Genomic DNA, 20,292 nt, shown 5'->3' on the forward strand with positions numbered 1-20,292 from the left:
CGTATACAATAAAAAAGGACGTCCAGGGAACCTGGACGTCCTTTTTTATTGTATACGCTACCTTACGGTACGTTAATATACTTATGGATTTGCAAAGACATGGTCCATTCCGGATGATCTTTGATGTACTCCGTAATCAGCGGGGTCATTTCAGCGCTGCGTTCCCATTCAGGCTGCAGATAGAGCTTACAGTTTTTACCCGCCAGTGCGGCATACTTTTCTGCCCAGGCAAAGTCAGTTTTATTATAGATCACTACTTTCAATTCATGGGCCGCTTTACATACTTCGGGTAAAGGCGCTTTGAATTTTTTGGGAGATAAGGTAATCCAGTCCCAGCTACCGCTAAGAGGGGAGGAACCGGATGTTTCCATATGCGTTTTAAACCCTTGTTTATGCAATGCTTTGGTGAGCGCATCCAGGTTATGCAACAGCGGTTCGCCGCCGGTTACCACGGCAATACGTCCGGGATAACGGGCTGCTTCTGTTGCAATATCCGTAATGGATACCTGCGGATGCTTATCGGCGTCCCAGCTTTCCTTTACATCGCACCATACACAGCCTACATCACAGCCACCAAGGCGGATGAAATAGGCCGCTCTTCCCTGGTGATAGCCCTCTCCCTGGATCGTATAAAAACGTTCCATCAGGGGGAGCGTATCGGTTTTAATATTTGTTGTTATTACAGACATGACTTACTTCGCAAAGGTCCGATTTTTTTATCGGTCCACATTTAATTCATACTCCCCTTCAGTCCAATGCTGGCATGATAGGTGTTTTTGAGCAGCGCGGCAATGGTCATAGGTCCTACGCCACCAGGCACGGGACTGATATAACTGCATTTAGGAGCCACTTCATCAAACTTTACATCCCCTTTCAGGCGGAAACCGCTCTTTTTGCTGGCATCTTCTACCCGGTTAATGCCTACGTCCACAATCACGGCGCCTTCTTTTACCATATCAGCGGTAACAAAGTCGGGGCGGCCAATAGCTGCAACGATGATATCTGCCTGACGGCAAAGTTCAGCCAGGTTAGGGGTATGAGAATGTGTTAAGGTAACGGTACAGTTGCCGGGATTGGTATTACGGCTCAGCAATATGCTGATCGGGGTACCCACGATATGGCTGCGTCCAATCACTACAGCATGTTTGCCTTTGGTAGGAATATTATAATGTTCCAGCATCAACATAATACCATACGGCGTAGCAGGGATGAAAGCCGGGAGACCGCTCACCATTTTACCCACGTTCATTGGATGGAAGCCATCCACATCTTTGCTGGGATCGATGGTGTTGATCACCAGTTCTTCGTTGATATGCTTGGGCAAAGGCAGTTGTACGAGGATTCCGTCTACATCGGGATTTTCATTCAGCAAAATGATTTGATCCAGCAGGTGTTTTTCGGAGATCTGTGCATCAAAGCGCAGCAGGGTAGAGTTGTACCCGCATTCTGCACATGATTTTACTTTGGATGCCACGTAGGTTTCGCTGGCGGGATTGTTACCCACCAGGATCGCCGCCAGGTGAGGAACTTTTTTACCAGCAGCCTTTAATTCAGCCACCTGGGCGGCTAATTGGGCTTTAATAGCCTCAGAAACTAGTTTACCGTCTAAAATTTGCATGTGCAAAGGTAAGGAAAAGCTGTTAGCATTCCCTCACCAACGAACGGCTTTTTACGATGGGGAAGAGAAGGAGCTGTCCGAAGTCCAGCAAAACAAGCCCCGGTAAAGGAACTTGCTTTGCTCGGGCATTGCGCCCGTCAGGAACTTACTTATTCATCAGTGGAAGTTATAAGGCAAAACTTAAATATAAATCTCCAGGTGGATGTTTAAAACCGAAGAATTACAGATCACAGTATTACTTTAAATTTTTGGTGCCGCATTCAGTATTTCTTTATCAGCTGCTGCGGCATATTTTTCAAAATTGCGGATAAACTGTCCGGCCAGGTCATTCAGCTGCGCATCATAGGCAGCCTTATTTTCCCAGGTATTGCGCGGATCCAGGATATTGGCAGGCACGCCCTCACAGTTGTCGGGGATAGCAAAGCCAAATACCGGGTGGGCATGGAAAGAAACTTTATCCAGCTTTCCACTCAGGGCAGCGGCAATCATGGCGCGGGTATAGCTCAACTTAATACGGTTGCCGGTGCCGTAGGCGCCGCCGGTCCAACCGGTGTTGATCAGCCACACATTTACCTGGTGCTCGCGCATTTTTTCTCCCAGCATCTGCGCATACTGCGCGGGATGCAAAGGCAGGAAAGGTGCACCAAAACAGGCACTGAAAGTGGATTTAGGCTCTGTTACACCCGCTTCTGTACCGGCTACTTTGGCAGTATACCCGGAAATAAACTGGTACATGGCCTGCCCGGGCGTTAACCTGGAAATAGGAGGCAGTACGCCATAAGCATCGCAGGTCAGGAAAAATATGTTCTTTGGAATACCACCTATTGCAGGTTCCTGGGCATTGTCGATATAATGCAGGGGATAAGACACCCGGGTGTTTTCCGTGATGGTTTTATCTGCATAGTTCACGGTGCGGGTACCTGGGAAGAACTGGATGTTTTCCAGCAATGCCCCTTCTTTTACAGCATGAAATATCTGTGGTTCTTTTTCTTCGGAGAGGTCAATACATTTGGCATAGCAACCGCCTTCAAAGTTAAAGACGCCGGTAGCGGTCCATCCATGTTCGTCGTCGCCTATCAGTTTCCTGGCAGGATCTGCACTCAGCGTAGTTTTACCGGTACCGCTCAGTCCGAAGAATACGGCGGTATCGCCTTCGTCCCCAATGTTGGCGGAACAGTGCATGCTCAACACATTTTTATTGTGCGGCAATACATAATTGAGGATAGTAAAAATGCCTTTTTTAATTTCCCCCGTGTAGGCGCTGCCACCAATCAGGATCATCTTTTTGGTGAAGTTTACAACGGAAAAATTACCCTGGCGGGTGCCGTCTGTAGCAGGGTCTGCTAAACAGCCGGGGGCCTGGATCACTGTCCAGTCGTTATGCATATAATCCAGTTCTTCTTCCGTAGGGCGAAGGAACATGTTATATGCAAATAAGCTGGACCAGGGAAGTTCGCTGATCACTTTGATGTTAATCCGGAAATCTTCATCTGCACAGGCATAGCAATCGCGTACCCACACATCTTTCCCACTGAAATAACGGGTTATTTTACTGTATAAACGATCAAAATTTTCTTCTGAGATAGGTTGGTTAAAGTCGTTCCAGTTTACAGTGTTCGTTGTGATGTTGTCTTTGACGATGAATTTGTCTTTCGGTGAGCGACCAGTATATTCGCCAGTGTTTACGGCCAGTGCTCCTGTGTCAGCATAAACCCCTTGATTCCGGGCGACCGTTTGCTCCGCCAGTTTTTCGGGTGAAAGTTGGTAATAGACGTTCGACACGTTCTCTATGCCAAGTCCCCGTAAGTCAGCAACAGGATTCCTTACGCTACTCATTTGCATAAAAGCAAGATTGTTTTGGTGTAATAGCAAAACTAGGGTTTTTTTGATATCGTCAAATTTTATAGGCGTTACACCATCGAAATTTAGAAATTGCTTATCGTTTTGGGGTGTATTGTTGCGATATCTTCAATATGTGTTTGTTTCGTTGCAGGATTGTCAAACCATTTGCAGGGTAATATAGCATTAATTATTTGCAAGGAAATATTAGTACGATTTTGTCATTTATCCCCTCTGATATTAACCGATTTGATAATCCGACATGGTTTCATGCTTTCTACATCCGAAATTTTACATAGGTTTGAACCCTCATTTGAAATTAAGAGATATGAAGAATTTGCCCTTAGATCCGCAGCTTTTCGTGAAGAATCGTCAGCGTTTTGTGGCTAAGATGCAGCCACAGTCTATAGCTATTATCAACTCCAATGACGAACTGCCCACCAATGGTGACGCCTTGTATAAGTTCAAGCAGAACTCAGATCTGTATTGGCTCACAGGTATTGATCAGGAGGATACGATGGTGGTATTGTTTCCCGATAACCCAGATCCCAAATACCGGGAAGTATTGGTATTGGTGCGCCCTAACGAGTTAAAGGAAAAGTGGGATGGCCACCGGTTGCGCAAGGATGAAGCATACGCTATTTCCGGTATGGCTACCGTTGTATGGCTGGATGCACTGGACGGCCTGCTGCAGCAGTGGGTCAACGATGCCACCAACATCTACCTCAACTCCAATGAAAATAACCGCAAATCTAACTTGGTACCAGTAAGGGATTATAGGTATGCGGAAGAAATGAAAACGCGTTATCCGCTCCATAACTACCTCCGTGCAGCAGTACTCTTTAAACAGCTCCGGGCGGTAAAAACACCGGAAGAAGTTAAGGTGATGCAGGTAGCAATGGATATCACCGGGAAAACGTTCGAACGCCTGCTGAAATTTATTAAACCAGGTGTATGGGAACATGAAATACATGCGGAAATTATGCATGAATTCCTGCGTAACCGCTCTGCCGGTGAGGCATACGGCTCTATTATCGCTTCCGGCGATCGTGCCCGTACGCTCCACTATGTGGCCAATAACCAGGAATGTAAAGATGGAGAAGTAATCCTGATGGACTTTGGCGCCGAATACGGTGGTTACAATGCCGATCTGACCCGCTCCATACCGGTAAACGGTAAATTCAGCCCCCGTCAGCGCCAGGTTTACGACGCTTGTTTGCACCTGCACAACTATGCCAAATCCATCTTGCGTCCGGGTATTACCATTGGCAAATATCATGAAATGGTTGGAGAGGAAGCGACTAAGGAATTTATTAAACTGGGCCTGCTCACGGAAGAACAGGTGAAAAACCAGGATCCTGAAACACCGGCTTACCGCAAATACCTCTATCATGGTATTTCCCACCACCTCGGTGTGGATGTACATGATCTGGGACCTTCTATGCACCAACCTATCCCGGAAGGAGCCGTAATGACCATAGAACCAGGGATTTATATTGAAGAAGAACAACTGGGTATCCGTATTGAAAATAATATCTGGCTTACTGCCGACGGCAATGTAGACCTGATGAAGCATATTCCTATCACGGCCGATGAAATAGAGGCCCTGATGAAGAAATAGCATACCCCGGTATGCAGCACATGTATTTTACGGGATTTGTAAGGAGAGCTGTTGAACAGAAAATATTTATGTTCGCGATCTACTCACAAATCCCGTAATTCGTAATTTGCATGCCATAAATCGATTAGATGAAACAACTACCCAATATTCTTACCCTATGTAACCTCTTTTGCGGAGCACTGGCAATTATCTGCATTTTACATGCGCCGGAGTATCGCGCGGAAATTAACGGAGCAGACTATACGATTATTAGCCCTGAACCGGTTTACTGGGCATCCGGCCTGGTGCTGATCGCTGGTGTTTTCGACTTTTTTGACGGCATGGTGGCCCGCCTCCTCCGGGTATCCGGACCTATGGGAAAGGAGCTGGATTCACTGGCAGACGTTGTCACTTTTGGAGTAGTACCCGGCATGATGCTGTACCGTTTGTTACGCAGCGCCTATTTCCAGCAGCCTGATGTGTTTGATGTATCGATTATTAACCTGGCTCCAGCTTTACTGGTGCCCTGTTTTGCCGCCTACCGCCTGGCTAAATTCAATATAGATACCCGCCAGTCGGAAAACTTTATCGGCGTTCCTACGCCGGCGGTAGCCATACTGGTGGCCTCTTTTCCCCTGATCCTCTTATTTAATCCCTTTAACCTGGCCCATTGGTTCCAGAATATCTGGGTATTATATATTACTATCGCCCTGCTCTGCTACCTGATGGTGGCGGAAATTCCCATGATCAGCCTGAAATTTAAAAGTAAGTCGCTGGCCGACAACTGGCCACGCTTCCTCTTAATCGGTTTAACCGTTGTGAGCATACCTTTCCTGCAATTTGCCGCCGTACCATTTATATTTATTTGCTACGTGATATTATCCGTTGTTGCACCGCCTAAAATACAAGTGGTTTAACATTTTGGATTTTTTGATGTAGGTTTGCGGCAAAATTTCTAGCACAATGACTTTTACTGCACATATCAATGTGATGCCACTGAAAGAATTATTAGACCCGCAAGGTAAAGCGGTAATGAGTGGTCTCAAGAACCTCGGCCTGGGCCAGGTACAAGATGTACGTATTGGTAAACACATTACCCTGCAAATTGAAGCCGCCAGCCAGGAAGAAGCAAGGCAGATCGCTGAAAATGCCTGCCAGAAGCTGTTGGCAAACCAGGTAATGGAATCTTTTGAAGTACATATACAATAATTAGTTACGCCGCGTAAAAGAGGCGTTTCCCGCAAAGAGGCAAAGAAACAAAGCCGCAAAGGTTTTATTGGTATTAATATTCCTTTTGCGGCTTTGTTTTTTTGCCTCTTTGCGTGTATTTCTTCCTTTACTTTGTAATTCAATTATGAAATTATATCTCGTTCCATCTCCCATTGGCAATCTGGCTGATATCACCTACCGGGCCGTAAAAGTGCTGGAGGAAGCAGACCTGATCCTCGCGGAAGATACCCGCACCTCCAGCGTCCTGCTCCGGCACTACCAGATCAATAAACCGATAACGCCCTACCATCAGCATAATGAGCATAAAATAGTACAACATCTCCTGCAACAGCTGCAGGGAGGTAAAACGATGGCTATGCTCACAGATGCCGGTACTCCAGGTATTTCCGATCCGGGCTTTTTACTGGTAAGGGAATGCAGTCGTGCCGGTGTGCCGGTAGAATGCCTGCCCGGTGCCACCGCTTTTGTCCCCGCGCTGGTCAACAGCGGTATTCCCATGAACCGCTTTGTCTTTGAAGGATTTCTTCCCCTGAAAAAAGGCCGTCATACCTTGTTTACCCAGCTGGCCACAGAAGAACGGACCATCGTTTTTTATGAATCGCCCATGCGGTTGGTCAGAACCCTCTCCGACCTGATCCAGTACTTCGGACCGGATCGCCCCTGCTGTGTTAGCCGCGAGCTTACTAAAATGTTTGAGGAAAATAAACGTGGCACCCTCCAGGAAGTGCATGACTACTTCGCGGAAAAAGGTGTGAAAGGCGAAATTGTAGTAGTGGTACAGGGCAAAGAATAATTTTTCCGGCAGCTGACATACTGTTGTCATCCTCCTATCGTTGCTTTGTATAACAAAACAGCTATCCATGCACATAACCGATATTCCTGCACAGCGCCTGCGGCATCAGCAACTCATTAAAACTACTTTCAAAACTCCCCGGGAAATAGTGGCCTTCTTTGGTGCCATGCAATCGCAGGAATATGCGAGCAGCAAGTGGGGTATTGGCGCCCGTTTGCCAGGATGCCGGGAAGTACAGGTGGAACAAGCCATCCAGGATAAATCCATTGTCCGCACCACCGTTTTTCGTGGCACCTTACACCTGGTAGCAGCCGAAGATATTCATTGGATGCTGCAACTCATAGCACCCAACGTAAAAGCAAAAATGAGCAGCATGCAGCGGAAACTGGGACTGGATGAGGCCGGGCTGACCAAAACCAACCAGCTGATCGCCAAAGCCCTGAAGAACGGCAACCACCATACCCGTAAGGAGTTGACAGACCTGCTACAGAAAAATGGAATCGATACCTCGGAAAACCGCATGAATCATATCATTTACCATGCTTCCGTGGAACGCATTATCTGCAACGGCCCGCTGCGGGGAAAACAATCTACTTATACCCTCTTGCACGAGTGGGTGCCCAACAATACCCCATTACAGCGGGAAGAGGCCCTGCATAAGCTGGCTGGCCGCTATTTTACCAGCCACGGGCCGGCTACGGTCCATGATTTTGCACAGTGGGCAGGAATATCCGTTGCCGATGCCAAAACTGGTCTGCAGGGCGTTCAATCCTCCCTTCTGTCGCAGGAAATCGATGAAACGATGTACTGGATGGCCCCGGCGAAGAAAGTGACCGAAAAGGATACCCATCTCCTGTTACCTGCTTTCGATGAATATTTTATAGGATATAAAGACCGTAGCACCCTGATAGATAGTCAGTTTACCAGCAAGGTAATGACGAACAACGGTATTTTTAATCCCATTATGGTCCGCAACGGGGAGGTGATAGGTACCTGGAAACGTACACTGAAAAAGGATTCCGTGACCATCACCACGGAATTGTTTAAAGCCAGAAAAGCCCTGCTGAAAGCATTTGAACCGGCGGCCAGGCAATATGCCGACTTTCTGGGGCTTACCCTTAGCAGTTTCAGCTGAGCTCCCATGCTGAAATAACCCACGAACGGTACATCAAATTCCGCAAATGATGTTTATTTTAGCTCTTTAATCAAACGTGAAAAGAATGAAGTATCGGGTTACAACAGGTGGCTGCCTGGCTATTGCCATGCTGGCAGGCAGTTGGCTACAAGTAAATGCACAGTCAGAACGCTGGCAACAGAGAGTGAAGTACTCCATGGATGTAAAGGTAGATGCAGCAGCGAATCAATTCAAGGGAAAGCAACATCTCGAATACTACAACAACTCTCCCGATACCCTGAAGAAAGTGTTCTATCACCTGTACTGGAACGCATTTCAACCCAATAGCATGATGGATGTCCGCAGCCGGGAGCTGGGAAAAATAATAGTGGGAAAAGACCGTAATGGCAACGAACGCCGCGATTGGGACAACCGCGTACGCGATCGTATTTCCAATCTGAAACCCGATGAAATAGGCTACCAGAAAGTGATTTCACTGAAACGTGATGGAAAGCCGCAGGATTTTAAAGTAGTGGAAACTATCCTGGAGGTACCGTTGGATAAACCCATCCTGCCTAATTCCAAAGTGGAATTTGATATGGAGTTTGAAACACAGGTACCTGTGCAAATCCGCCGTAGCGGCCGTAATAACTCCGAAGGTGTGGATTTTTCCATGGCCCAGTGGTATCCTAAAATGTGCGGATACGATTATGAAGGCTGGCATGCTACGCCTTACATTGCCCGTGAATTCTACGGCGTATGGGGCGATTATGATGTGAAAATTAGCATCGATAAAAAATATGTACTGGCTGGAACCGGCTACCTGCAAAATCCAGCGCAGATTGGCTATGGCTATGAAAAACCCGGTACTAAAGTAAACAGGCCAGCGGGCAACACGCTTACCTGGCACTTTGTAGCGCCTAATGTACATGATTTTGTATGGGCGGCCGATCCCGACTATAAGCACATTACCCAGCAGGTAGATGGATTTACGGCTCACTTCTTCTATATCGATAATGAGCATACCCATAATACCTGGCCTCAGCTGGCAAAGATGATTCCTGCTGCCTATGCTTATATCAAAGCCCATTATGGTCCGTATCCGTATGAGCAGTATTCTTTTATTCAAGGTGGTGATGGCGGTATGGAATATCCTATGGCTACCCTGATTATGGGTAATGGTAAAATGGATGGCTTGTATGGGGTGGCTATGCACGAATGGATGCATAGCTGGTACCAGGGGATGCTGGCTACCAACGAAAGCCTGTATCCATGGATGGACGAAGGATTTACCACCTTTGCAGAAAACAATGTAATTCATAATACCATCGATTCACTGAAAAATGCCAATGCCCAGGAAGATGCATATGCAGGTTATTTCGCACTGGCCAGAAGTCCTTTTGAAGAACCAGCTACTACGCATTCCGATCACTATAATACCAACTACGGATACAGCCTCACGGCGTATTCCAAGGGCGCTGTATTCCTCGAACAGCTGGGATACGTGATTGGCGCTGCCAATCGTGATGCGGGATTGCTGCGTTACTACAAGGAATGGCGCTTTAAACATCCCAATGCCAACGACTTTATCCGGGTAATGGAGAAGGAGAGTGGTATTGCACTGGATTGGTACAAACAATACTTTATCAACTCCGTGAAGCATATCGATTACGGTATCGACAGCGTATATGAAAAAGGAAACAAAACCATTGTTCGCCTGCGCAGGGTTGGACTGATGCCAATGCCGATAGATTTCCTGGTAACAGATAAAAGCGGAAACAAAGTACTGCACTATATTCCATTGTCTATCATGTATGGCGAGAAACCAAACGAAAATCCTGCTATTAAACGTATAGTTGATAACGTTTGGTACTGGACAAACACTACATACGAAGTGGAGCTGGATATACCTTTATCCAATATCAAAGCGTTGGAAATTGATCCCAGCCAGCGTATGGCTGATGTAGACAGAAGCAATAACAAAGCAGTTTCTTAATGCATAAAGTATAAAGCATAAAGCATAAGGCAAAAAGCAAAAAGCAAAAAGCTATTGTGGAGAATGATCTTAGCGGATGTTGTAAATCGCTTTAGTTATTCTCCACAATAGCTTTTTGCTTTATGCTTTCTGCTTTTCCAATATTTCTGCTGCCGCTTCCTCCCCATTTTTCATCATCATTTTCATTTCTTCCGGTATAAATTCCAATCCCCCTAATTGTACCCGCAGTGCTGCTTTCGGCCGGATAATATGCAGGTTAATCACCTTCTTATCGCGGAACGGGTTATTGGCCGGCAGGTCAAAGTAGTTATTCACCGCAGGCTCCGGAATACCTGCTTGTTTCATATTTTCTTTTACCGCGTCGAGGTAGGTGATGGCATCATTAAAAAATTGCGTCATTTTCAGATCGGCAGGCGACATCCCGTTGGTGTGGATATCTATCTGTTTTTCCAGTACATCGAGCAGGCTTTTGAATTCGATCCCATCATCTTCGGGCTCGGCCGGTGTAAGGAGGATGGTATATATAGTAGTAGCGCCCTTGTCGATAGCCAGTTTGATAGGATTGTAGTACTCGCCGCCGCCATTGGTGAATTGCTGTACATGATCGGGCAATGAGGCTATTGCCACCGGTGGCATAAACACCGGCATACTGATAGAAGCCAGTACCGCTTCACGGAAAGAATAGTTATCATGGAGCGTTATGATATCGTAATCCTTTTGTACGGTATTCCTGCCGCGTGGGGAGAAGTATGTAGTGCGATTGGTTTGCAGGCAGTAACCAGTTACAAAAATCTCTTTATCCAGTTGTTCCAGTGCATGGAATCTTGCGTCGCTAAAAATATTATTGACTTTGAGTGTTAGCGCGGTGGCATTATAAAGGGAGTTGTGGTGGGGAAAACGCTGCATCAGGGTAGCGGTATTCACGATGTCTGTGGTACTGTTGCTGGTAAAGAGTTTTTCCAGCAGGCCGATTTCTCCTAATGCTGCCAGTGGCGCAATAAGTGCACTGGTGCCGGTCCCGCAGATGATATCGAATTCAATTGCTGGTCGTTGTGCGTACAGATACTTCAGGGCGCCAACAGCAAACGCGCTCCTGGAGCCGCCGCCGCTGATGACTAACGCAGTCTTAGCCATGGGGATTTTTTATGGTAAGACAATATAATTAAAAAATTAAAAAATAAGTTGCTGGAGTTGGTTTTGCCAGGTATGGCCCTGTAGCTCCTGGTCTTTCAACTTTTCCAGGTGGTGTTCGTTGTGATAGGCAATAAAGTAAAGCATTTCGCGGATGGTAACTTTTCCCAGCAGGGGATGGGGAAGCCGGTATTTATCCAGGTCTTTTTCCGACCAGCCGGATAGTTTATTTAATATTTTATTCTTCTGGAGAAGAAAACCTTGTAATAGCGCCGGGCGTTGCGCGGGGTAGATCACGCCGGGTTGATACGCCCTGGCAGCTTTGAAGCTCCCTGCCAATACCCGCTGATAATCGGCTACCAGTGCTTCGTACGAACGGGAAGGCATCACCGCAGTGCCAAAGTAACGCAGCGTTATTTTAGGAAAGGCCAGCGCACTGCTAATGGGCCTGATGGATTTAGTGAGATGATCGAGTTGCTGACCAGCCGACCATTTACCGTAAGGGGAAGCGGTAAAACGTATATCCGGTAGCGTATTGACAAAATCTACGAAATTGTCGAAACTCTTGTCTATGAGAGAGCGGATCTCGTGCTGGTTCAGGTACATAGGAATCAAGTTTAGAGGTTCAATAACACATTCCCTGTTGTTGTATGCAATATACCCGGGCCACTGCATGCTCCTTGAAGTTACGCCAGATTTGCGAGCCAGCCAAGAATTTATCATATATAAAAATATTTTATCTATAATAAAATAGCTTTATAGCCCGGGAATATTGATATTAGGTTAATAAAAATTCAATTTATTCGAGTACGGCGCATTCATAACCCTGTTTTTGTACAAATTCTACTATAATATTCTCCTCTACCTGTAAATCGGCAATGCGCAATACTTTATCACAGTCGTCCAGGTCCACATGACAGGAGCCAACGCTGAAGCTGGATGAAATAGCCTGGATGACATAACGGCGCTTTTCCAGGCTGTCTATATTGGTTTTGAATATACCTATCATTGTACAGCAATTTTTTATGAAGTAGCTTGTTCGTCTTTATTGGGTTCGTCTGGTTTCCGTGGCGCTTCGTCCATATCGCTCCAATAGCGTTCCCATCCTTCCCGTCTGGAGCTTCCAAACCCCCGTCCGCAGCGGTTGCGCAATTGTTCTCTTACCCTGGCCTGTTCCTCCGGTGTCATATGCGCCATCTTTTCCCGAAGCTTGGCTTTCCATTCCCGGCCACGGGCCCATTTGTCTTCCCAGGAGCGGTTGTGGTGATTATGCCAGCCGAACAACAATTTGCCGAGCAACAATAGTCCTAATGCCTGCCAGAAGGTGATTACCGGGCCGTGAAACAAGTCGGGAATCAGGCAATTCCATAATGTCATGGTTACAAATCCAATGGCAAGGATAAATGCGGCCCCCATCATTATGAATTTGAGTATGTGAAGTCCTTTTCTGCTTCTTCTGAAATCGTTTCTCATATCTTAAATAAATTAATCAGTCATTTAATAATTCGCGGTACAGTTCTGCCAACCGTTCCCGCAGGAATAATACCGCATAACGTTTGCGGGACAGGAGGGTGTTTACGCCAATCCCCGTTTCTTCGCTCATCTCCTTAAAAGATTTACCCTCCAGTTCATGTTGTAGAAATACTTGTCGCTGATCTGCCGGCAGCTCGTCAATCGCTTCCATAATGGCTTCCGACATGATTTTCTTCATCATGGGGTTATCGGCTTCCATATTTTTGTCGGCCAGTAATTCCGGCAGAAATAACACTTCTTCCCCTTCTATTTCCCGGGTATGGTCGGAGAAAGGTGTTTCTTTCTTTTTGCGGAAAAAGTCGGTAATCCGGTTGCGGGTAACGGCAAACAGCCACCCGGTAATGGAGTCGACCTGGCTGCCCAGCCGCAGGTACTCTGTAAACTGGTAGAAAACATCCTGTAAAATATCCTCTGCATCAGACGCATTATTTACCCGTTGCCGGATAAAGTGAAGCAATCGCTTGCGTTCTTGCTTTACGGTTGCCTGTATGCGTTCATTTTGCTCTATGGCCATAATGCTATTTGTAAGGACCAGCTGTTTCATCTTAATAAGGATGACGAAACAACAAAGCGGATATTTTACGATGGAAGAAAAAAACTACTTAAATTACAAATAACGAAATCTGTCAGCTATGCATGACCATGCTCACGCCCATACTCCTGCGCTGAATGGTGAACAGGTGAACCGGGCTTTTATCTGGGGAATTACCCTTAACCTGGCCTTTGTGGCGACAGAATTCATATCGGGTTTTCTCACACATTCCCTCGCCCTGATGGCCGATGCGGGGCATAACCTCAGCGATGTGGCCAGCCTGGCCCTATCTCTCCTCGGTTTCCGTTTGGCTAAAATTACCTCCAACCCCGGCTATACTTATGGGTACCGCAAAAGTACAATACTTATTTCCCTCTTTAATGCCATGCTCTTATTAGTGGTCGTGGGTATTATCGGGTACGAGGCGGTGAGGCGTTTCTCGGAACCTTATGAAGTACAGGGTCGCCCAATTGCCATCGTAGCCGGTATTGGTATCCTGATCAATGCCTTCACGGCCTGGTTATTTTTCAAGGATAAGGAAAAAGACTTAAATATAAAAGGTGCCTACCTGCACCTGGCCGCCGATGCCGGGGTATCGCTGGCCACCGTGGTAGCCGGCGTGGTCATTATCTATACCAAATGGTATTGGCTGGATCCCCTGCTAAGCCTTATGGTAATGGTGGTAATTATTATAGGTACCTGGGGGCTGCTGCGGGATAGTCTGCGCCTGTCGATGGATGGGGTGCCCAGGGATATTGATATACAGGAGCTTCGAAAAATGGCGCTAGCTATAAATGGGGTAAAGGACATCTATCATATCCATGTATGGGCGCTCAGTACCACTGAAAATGCACTGACTGCCCAGGTGAAAGTGGATCCGCAGTTAACTGCCCTGGCCATTGAGGACCTGAAGAAAGCGCTGCGTCATGAACTGGAACACCTGGGCATCCGCCACGCTACACTGGAAATTGGCTGCTAGCTCTTAGCCAGTACCACAAACTTTTCCTGGAAACTTTCCTCAGGGAAAATATCATATATCTTCACCAGGCGTGGTTTCAGGCCACTATCCGATATTTCCTGGGCCAGGTCGCCCCCTTTCAGGCAGATGAGCCCTTTTTCAAATTGTTTGCCTGGAACAGCTGATTTTTTCAGTACTGGTTTGCTCCAACGCCAAAGATCGGCCAGAGGCGCCACGGCACGGGATACTACGATATCAAACTTCCGGTTTTTAATGTCTTCAACACGACTATGGGCGGCCGTTACATTTTTGAGTTGCAGCGCTTCTGCTACCCCCTGCACTACCTTGATCTTTTTGCCAATAGAATCTACCAGGTGAAACTGTACCTCCGGGAAGAAAATCGCCAGGGGGATGCCGGGAAATCCTCCACCAGTACCCAGGTCCAGGATTTGCGTGCCCGGCTGAAAATCTGCGATGGCAGCTATGCTGAGAGAGTGTAATACATGCTTTTCATACAAGGCATCAATGTCTTTGCGGGATATAACATTGATCTTCTCATTCCATTCTTCGTATAATCCTTTCAACGCGGTTAATTGCGACAGCTGCTCCTGTGTAAAGTCGCTGAAATACTTTAAAATAATTTCCATGCCGCAAAAATAAGCTTTCCGCCTTTCTTACCACCGGTTCTTTGACTTGAAAAGTAAAGCAGGGGTAAATATGATATAATACAGTACCATAAAGATATCCATCAACCAGCTGAACTTGAAAAGATCACTTTCATCCAGTTTACGCATAGCGGCATAGGTAATGATAGACTGTACCATTATTTTAAGTCCGAAGATCCCCAGTACATACCAAAGGATAGGAGGTGGGAAAAATAGTCCCACAATAAAAGCAGGATAGAAAAGGAAGTGAGTCAGGGAAAATAAGCCCAATACAAACTTGTGACCGAAGCGGTAATGCTTGCCGGTAGACATATGCCGGGTTTTTTGCCTGAACCAGCTGTTCCAGTTCTGTTTAGGCTCTGAATAGGTAAATGCCTGTTTATCGATCACCACGCCTACATTTTTCCTGTTGGCGGCCGTATTTACAAAAAGGTCGTCATCGCCACTGGCAATGTGCTGGTGACTGGTGAAGCCTTTATGCTTAAAGAATAATTCTCTTTTATAAGCCAGGTTGCGTCCTACACCCATGTAAGGCATGCCGCTCATGGCAAAAGACAGGTGTTGCAGGGCGCTGAAGAAGGTTTCGTAACGGATGATTTTATTGAGGAAGCCGGGTTTCTTGTGATAGGCCCCGTATCCCAGCACAATTTCTTTGTCGTTGGTAAATCCCTGGCTCATCAGCGACAACCAGTAAGTGCTGCCGGGCTTGCAATCCGCGTCTGTCAACAGTACGTTATCAAACTGGGCGCCTTTTAAGCCGATGGATAAAGGATATTTTTTGCCGGGGATAAACTTCGCCGGCTGCTTGATTTCAATATGGCGATAATGCGGATACCCGGGTTCTATGGAACGCAGGTAATATTTCGTATCATCTTCGGAGTTATCGTTCACCACAATTACCTCGTATTCCGGTTTCATGTGCTGGTGGTAACGCTGCTGCAAAACCCCCGGCAGATTTTTCTGCAGGTTCAACTCTTCATCCTTGGCACAGATGATGACTGAAAAAGACCCGTCAGGCGTGTGATCCAGGTCAAATTTACGTCTATAAAAAGCTACGCGGGAGAAGATAAAAAGAAAATAAATAATCTGTATCCCTGCAACGGTAGCAAAAAAGTATAAGGCAATTTCACCTAGATGGTCAAGCATAATGCTGGCAAAAATATAATATTTTTATTATCTGTAAAAGAATATTATTCGGCGTCATTCGCTTCAATAGCTTTTTGCTTTCTGCTTTCCGCTTTAAGCTTTACCTTATCTTTGCGGCCTGAAATACTGTTGCGTGAATTTTGAACTGATAACTACAGATAGTGGCAGCAATGCCCGGGCCGGGAAAATTACCACCGCCCATGGCGAAATAGAAACGCCCATTTTTATGCCCGTTGGCACTGTTGGCAGTGTAAAAGCGGTGACACAGGAACAACTGCGGGCTGATGTGCAGGCCCAGATTATCCTGGGGAATACGTATCATTTATATTTAAGACCAGGCCTGGAAGTATTATCCCAGGCAGGAGGACTCCATAAATTCAACGGCTGGGACCGGCCTATCCTCACAGATAGTGGTGGTTACCAGGTATTTTCCCTGGCGGCCAACCGTAAAATCAAGGAAGAAGGAGTGGTGTTTCAATCCCATATTGATGGCTCCCGTCACCTTTTTACCCCTGAAAATGTAATGGATATCCAGCGCACTATCGGCGCTGATATTATTATGGCGTTTGACGAGTGCCCGCCTTATCCGTCTGAATACCGCTATGCGCGCAAGTCGATGGAACTCACGCACCGCTGGCTCGATCGCTGTATCCAGCGCCTGAGCGATACCCAACCGGCTTACGGTCACGAACAAACGTTGTTCCCTATTGTACAGGGCAGTACCTATAAAGATCTCCGTAAGGCTTCGGCCGAATTTATTGCTTCCCGCAACTGTGCCGGTAACGCTATTGGCGGGTTGAGCGTGGGCGAGCCGGAAGAAGATATGTATGAAATGTGTGGATTGGTATGTGAAGTATTGCCATCCGACAAGCCCCGTTACCTGATGGGAGTGGGCACGCCATGGAATATCTTGGAAAATATTGCCCTGGGGATAGATATGTTCGATTGCGTAATGCCTACCCGCAACGGTAGAAATGGCATGCTTTTCACGTGGAATGGGGTGATGAACATCCGTAATAAAAAATGGGCCACCGATTTTAGTCCGATAGATGAAAACAGCCCCTGTTTTGCTACCAGCCGGTATTCCCGCGCTTACCTGCGCCACCTGTTTGTAGCCGGGGAAATCCTCGGAATGACGCTGGCCAGTATTCACAACCTGGCATTCTACCTCGAGCTGGTACAGGAAGCCCGTAAACAAATACTGGCAGGTACTTTTGCTACCTGGAAAACAGGAATGGTGCAACAGCTGAAAACACGCCTGTAAAAGTTCGGACTATAAAATAAACTAATATCTTTGGGGTCATGACTAAGATTGACTGGTATATTTTACGCAAGCTCATAGGTACTTTCATTTACTCCCTGATGATATTCCTATTGATTTCCGTGGTGATCGACACCACGGAAAAAATAGATGATTTCATGAAGCATCACCTGTCGCTGCATGAAATTATAGTGAACTATTATTTTGGTTTTATTCCACATATCCTGGCGTTATTATTCCCGCTGTTTATATTCCTGTCGGTTATATTTTTTACTTCCAAGATGGCGTATCGCTCGGAGATTATCGCCATCCTGGCTTCAGGCGTCAGTTTTCGCCGGTTTCTGCGCCCTTACTGGATGGGAGCTTTCCTGTTTGGCGGTATACTCTGGCTGGCCAACTACTGGGTGGTACCCAATGCCAACCGCATCCGCACCACTTTTGAAAACAAATACCTGCATAGTCACGACGATGAAAAGGCACAGTACAACCGTACTACCCGCATCGATAGTTTTACGTACGTTACCTTTGGCAGTTACGACCCTAACTATAAGAGCGGGAGTAACTTTGTGCTGTCTACCGTAAATAAGCAGACCATGTCGTTCAAAATGAAGGCCGACAGGATTACCTGGGACTCCACTACCAAAAAGTGGCGGTTGGACTATGTAACCATGCGTACCATGAATGGCTTAAAAGAACAGTGGAGTAATAAGCAGGATACGATGCTGAAGATTGCCCTGCTGCCGAAAGACCTGGTAGATGAAAAGAACCTGCAGGAAGCGATGACCACCCCAGACCTGAGAAAGTTTATCAAACGTGAAAGCATCCGCGGATCAGAAGGATTAAATACTTATTGGGTAGAATATTACCGGAGAACGGCGGCCGCCTTTGCTGTAGTGGTACTGACGCTGATCGGAGGCATTATCGCTGCCAAAAAAGTAAGGGGAGGAAGTGGATTACACCTGGCCCTGGGCATTGTGATCAGCGCAAGTTATATCATCTTCCTTCAGTTTGCTACCGTGTTTTCTGTGAAGGCCGACCTGGATCCTTTGCTGGCAGTGTGGATCCCCAATTTTATATTCGGAGGGTTCGCCTTTTACCTGTATCGCCGGGCGCCCAAATGATACCGGTTTCAACGAGTTTATAAAGGTTGTATCAAGAAAAAGATACAACCTTTTGTTTTATATAAAAGGGCCCCGTAAAAATTCAACGTCGCTTATGCCGCTCTGGCAGACATTATTTTCTGCCGATTTTTCTTTCAAAATTTTCAATTCATTCTGAAAATTTTACATTTCTTTAACGTCTATATAAATATAATTTATTTAAGCTATCTAAATAATTTATTATTAATATATTATAATGTATTACTGCGCCCTTATTGCTTTGCGGCAACGCTTATTCACCGTTGTTAATTTGGCATTAAATACCACAAAATGGTGGTAACTTCGTTAACAAATCATTACTTTTGACTATTGATCGATTTTGTTTTCATTAATAACAATAGCAGTAAAATGGGGTACATAAAAGAGAAATTCAAGGTTAAAGCAGATGAACTTAACATTGAAGTAAAAGATCTGGTAAAGAATCACGGTAACAAAAAAATTGAAGATGTAACACTGGCGCAGGTTTACCAAGGTATGCGTGGTATTACCGGGTTAGTCACTGAAACTTCCTTACTGGATGCCAACGAAGGGATTCGCTTTCGTGGATATTCTATTCCGGAGTTAAGAGAACATTTACCCAAAGCGCCGGGAGGTGCTGAACCATTACCGGAAGGTTTATTTTACCTGATGCTGATCGGTGAACTGCCTACGGAAGCAGATGTTCAATATCTCTCCAGCATGTGGGGCCGTCGTTCTCATGTACCTAATCACGTTTTCGCTGCTATTGATGCATTGCCTATCACTACTCACCCGATGACCATGTTCAACGTGGGTATCATGGCATTACAAACAGAATCTTCTTTCGCACACGAATATGCGGAAGGAATGAACAAAAAAGATTACTGGAGTTTCACCTATGAGGATACTATGAACCTCATTGCACGTTTACCGCGTATTGCAGCCTATGTATACCGTCGTAAATATAAAGGTGGCCAACATATACAGCCTAACGGCATGCTCGACTGGGCAGGTAACTTTGCACATATGCTGGGTTATTCCGATGAAGGATTTAAAGAACTGATGCGCCTGTATATGGTGATTCACGCCGATCATGAAGGTGGTAACGTGAGTGCACACACGACGCACCTGGTAGGTTCTGCCCTCAGCGATGCTTATTTATCATTCGCTGCCGGTATGAACGGTCTGGCCGGTCCTTTACACGGTTTGGCTAACCAGGAAGTAATCAAATGGATACTCCAGATGCGTGAAGAACTGGGTGGTGGCGTGCCTACCAAAGAGCAAATTACAGCCTATGTTCAGAAAACACTTTCCGAAGGTAAAGTAGTACCGGGTTATGGACACGCAGTATTACGTAAAACAGATCCGCGCTTTACTGCACAGATGGAATTTGCCAAGAAACACCTTCCAAACGATGAGCTGGTGAAAATTGTGTGGACTGTATACGAAACAGTACCGCCCATTCTGCAGGACCTGGGTAAAGTAAAAAACCCATGGCCTAACGTAGATGCTCACTCCGGCGCATTGCTGGTACACTATGGTATGGTGGAATATGAATTCTATACCGTATTGTTTGGCGTATCCCGCGCATTGGGCGTACTCGCTTCTCTTTGCTGGGACAGAGCACTGGGACTTTCCCTGGAAAGACCAAAATCTGTTACCACCGAGTGGATGAAGCAGTTTGTAGAAGGTAAAGTAGATGCAGTAGCCGAATAGTTATAATTGTTTTTTACTAAAAAAGGCAAGTGGTGAATTTTT

The 20,292-nt window shown here is 46.2% G+C and carries 20 protein-coding genes; 10 read left to right on the forward strand and 10 right to left on the reverse strand.

Annotated elements, in window-relative coordinates; all coding sequences use genetic code 11:
• Positions 1-62: 62 nt before the first annotated feature.
• The 3 genes from FHW36_RS07350 to pckA form a co-directional block, all read right to left on the reverse strand.
• Positions 63-689, reverse strand: a complete 627-nt coding sequence (locus tag FHW36_RS07350; RefSeq protein WP_246121093.1) for a 7-carboxy-7-deazaguanine synthase QueE — start codon at positions 687-689, stop codon at positions 63-65.
• 41 nt (positions 690-730) lie between these two features.
• Positions 731-1,618, reverse strand: coding sequence for a bifunctional methylenetetrahydrofolate dehydrogenase/methenyltetrahydrofolate cyclohydrolase FolD (folD, locus tag FHW36_RS07355; protein ID WP_145664721.1), 888 nt, complete (start codon positions 1,616-1,618; stop codon positions 731-733).
• Between the two features lie 240 nt (positions 1,619-1,858).
• Positions 1,859-3,460 carry a phosphoenolpyruvate carboxykinase (ATP) gene (gene pckA, locus FHW36_RS07360; RefSeq protein WP_145664724.1) on the reverse strand — a complete coding sequence of 534 codons (1,602 nt, stop codon included), beginning with the start codon at positions 3,458-3,460 and terminating at the stop codon, positions 1,859-1,861.
• Between the two features lie 325 nt (positions 3,461-3,785).
• Here pckA and FHW36_RS07365 point away from each other — a divergent pair, with 325 nt between their 5' ends.
• The 6 genes from FHW36_RS07365 to FHW36_RS07390 all read left to right on the forward strand — a co-directional run bounded on the left by FHW36_RS07365 (position 3,786) and on the right by FHW36_RS07390 (position 10,190).
• A complete protein-coding gene (locus FHW36_RS07365) occupies positions 3,786-5,078 on the forward strand; it encodes an aminopeptidase P N-terminal domain-containing protein (protein WP_145664727.1) in 1,293 nt (430 codons plus the stop codon).
• A 128-nt stretch (positions 5,079-5,206) separates the two neighbouring features.
• The gene (locus FHW36_RS07370; protein WP_145664730.1) at positions 5,207-5,974 is read left to right on the forward strand and encodes a CDP-alcohol phosphatidyltransferase family protein; all 768 of its coding nucleotides are present in this window, start codon (positions 5,207-5,209) and stop codon (positions 5,972-5,974) included.
• A 46-nt stretch (positions 5,975-6,020) separates the two neighbouring features.
• The gene (purS, locus tag FHW36_RS07375) at positions 6,021-6,266 is read left to right on the forward strand and encodes a phosphoribosylformylglycinamidine synthase subunit PurS (protein ID WP_145664733.1); all 246 of its coding nucleotides are present in this window, start codon (positions 6,021-6,023) and stop codon (positions 6,264-6,266) included.
• A 145-nt stretch (positions 6,267-6,411) separates the two neighbouring features.
• Positions 6,412-7,080, forward strand: coding sequence for a 16S rRNA (cytidine(1402)-2'-O)-methyltransferase (rsmI, locus tag FHW36_RS07380; RefSeq protein ID WP_145664736.1), 669 nt, complete (start codon positions 6,412-6,414; stop codon positions 7,078-7,080).
• A 67-nt stretch (positions 7,081-7,147) separates the two neighbouring features.
• The gene (locus FHW36_RS07385; RefSeq protein WP_145664739.1) at positions 7,148-8,215 is read left to right on the forward strand and encodes a winged helix DNA-binding domain-containing protein; all 1,068 of its coding nucleotides are present in this window, start codon (positions 7,148-7,150) and stop codon (positions 8,213-8,215) included.
• An 85-nt stretch (positions 8,216-8,300) separates the two neighbouring features.
• Positions 8,301-10,190: a M1 family metallopeptidase gene (locus FHW36_RS07390; protein WP_246121094.1), complete on the forward strand. Its 1,890-nt coding sequence runs from the start codon at positions 8,301-8,303 to the stop codon at positions 10,188-10,190.
• Between the two features lie 120 nt (positions 10,191-10,310).
• Here FHW36_RS07390 and FHW36_RS07395 read toward each other — a convergent pair whose 3' ends face one another.
• The 5 genes from FHW36_RS07395 to FHW36_RS07415 form a co-directional block, all read right to left on the reverse strand.
• Positions 10,311-11,324 (reverse strand): patatin-like phospholipase family protein, encoded by a 1,014-nt coding sequence (locus FHW36_RS07395; RefSeq protein WP_145664742.1) that lies wholly within the window; start codon positions 11,322-11,324, stop codon positions 10,311-10,313.
• Positions 11,325-11,360: 36 nt separating this feature from the next.
• Complete coding sequence (locus tag FHW36_RS07400; protein WP_186452329.1) at positions 11,361-11,927, reverse strand: DinB family protein; 567 nt, start codon at positions 11,925-11,927, stop codon at positions 11,361-11,363.
• Positions 11,928-12,120: 193 nt separating this feature from the next.
• A complete protein-coding gene (locus tag FHW36_RS07405) occupies positions 12,121-12,330 on the reverse strand; it encodes a hypothetical protein (protein ID WP_145664747.1) in 210 nt (69 codons plus the stop codon).
• A gap of 14 nt (positions 12,331-12,344) precedes the next feature.
• Positions 12,345-12,794, reverse strand: coding sequence for a hypothetical protein (locus FHW36_RS07410; protein WP_186452330.1), 450 nt, complete (start codon positions 12,792-12,794; stop codon positions 12,345-12,347).
• Between the two features lie 16 nt (positions 12,795-12,810).
• Positions 12,811-13,398, reverse strand: coding sequence for an RNA polymerase sigma factor (locus FHW36_RS07415; RefSeq protein WP_246121095.1), 588 nt, complete (start codon positions 13,396-13,398; stop codon positions 12,811-12,813).
• Positions 13,399-13,486: 88 nt separating this feature from the next.
• Between FHW36_RS07415 and FHW36_RS07420 the strand changes: the two genes are divergently transcribed.
• On the forward strand, positions 13,487-14,365 hold the full coding sequence (locus FHW36_RS07420) for a cation diffusion facilitator family transporter (RefSeq protein ID WP_145664750.1): 879 nt from the start codon (positions 13,487-13,489) through the stop codon (positions 14,363-14,365).
• Here the strand turns inward: FHW36_RS07420 and rsmG are convergent.
• Together rsmG and FHW36_RS07430 are read right to left on the reverse strand one after the other, a co-directional pair.
• Positions 14,362-14,991 (reverse strand): 16S rRNA (guanine(527)-N(7))-methyltransferase RsmG, encoded by a 630-nt coding sequence (gene rsmG / locus FHW36_RS07425; RefSeq protein WP_145664752.1) that lies wholly within the window; start codon positions 14,989-14,991, stop codon positions 14,362-14,364. The genes FHW36_RS07420 and rsmG overlap by 4 nt on opposite strands.
• A 27-nt stretch (positions 14,992-15,018) precedes the next feature.
• A complete protein-coding gene (locus tag FHW36_RS07430) occupies positions 15,019-16,155 on the reverse strand; it encodes a glycosyltransferase (protein ID WP_145664756.1) in 1,137 nt (378 codons plus the stop codon).
• Between the two features lie 133 nt (positions 16,156-16,288).
• Here FHW36_RS07430 and tgt point away from each other — a divergent pair, with 133 nt between their 5' ends.
• From tgt to FHW36_RS07445, 3 genes are all read left to right on the forward strand, one after another.
• Positions 16,289-17,419 (forward strand): tRNA guanosine(34) transglycosylase Tgt, encoded by a 1,131-nt coding sequence (gene tgt, locus FHW36_RS07435; protein WP_145664758.1) that lies wholly within the window; start codon positions 16,289-16,291, stop codon positions 17,417-17,419.
• Positions 17,420-17,457: 38 nt separating this feature from the next.
• Positions 17,458-18,537, forward strand: coding sequence for an LptF/LptG family permease (locus FHW36_RS07440; RefSeq protein ID WP_145664762.1), 1,080 nt, complete (start codon positions 17,458-17,460; stop codon positions 18,535-18,537).
• Between the two features lie 387 nt (positions 18,538-18,924).
• Positions 18,925-20,250 (forward strand): citrate (Si)-synthase, eukaryotic, encoded by a 1,326-nt coding sequence (locus tag FHW36_RS07445; protein ID WP_145664765.1) that lies wholly within the window; start codon positions 18,925-18,927, stop codon positions 20,248-20,250.
• Positions 20,251-20,292: the final 42 nt, after the last annotated feature.

Source organism: Chitinophaga polysaccharea (assembly GCF_007829335.1).
In the GTDB taxonomy this organism is placed as follows: Bacteria; Bacteroidota; Bacteroidia; order Chitinophagales; family Chitinophagaceae; genus Chitinophaga; species Chitinophaga polysaccharea_B.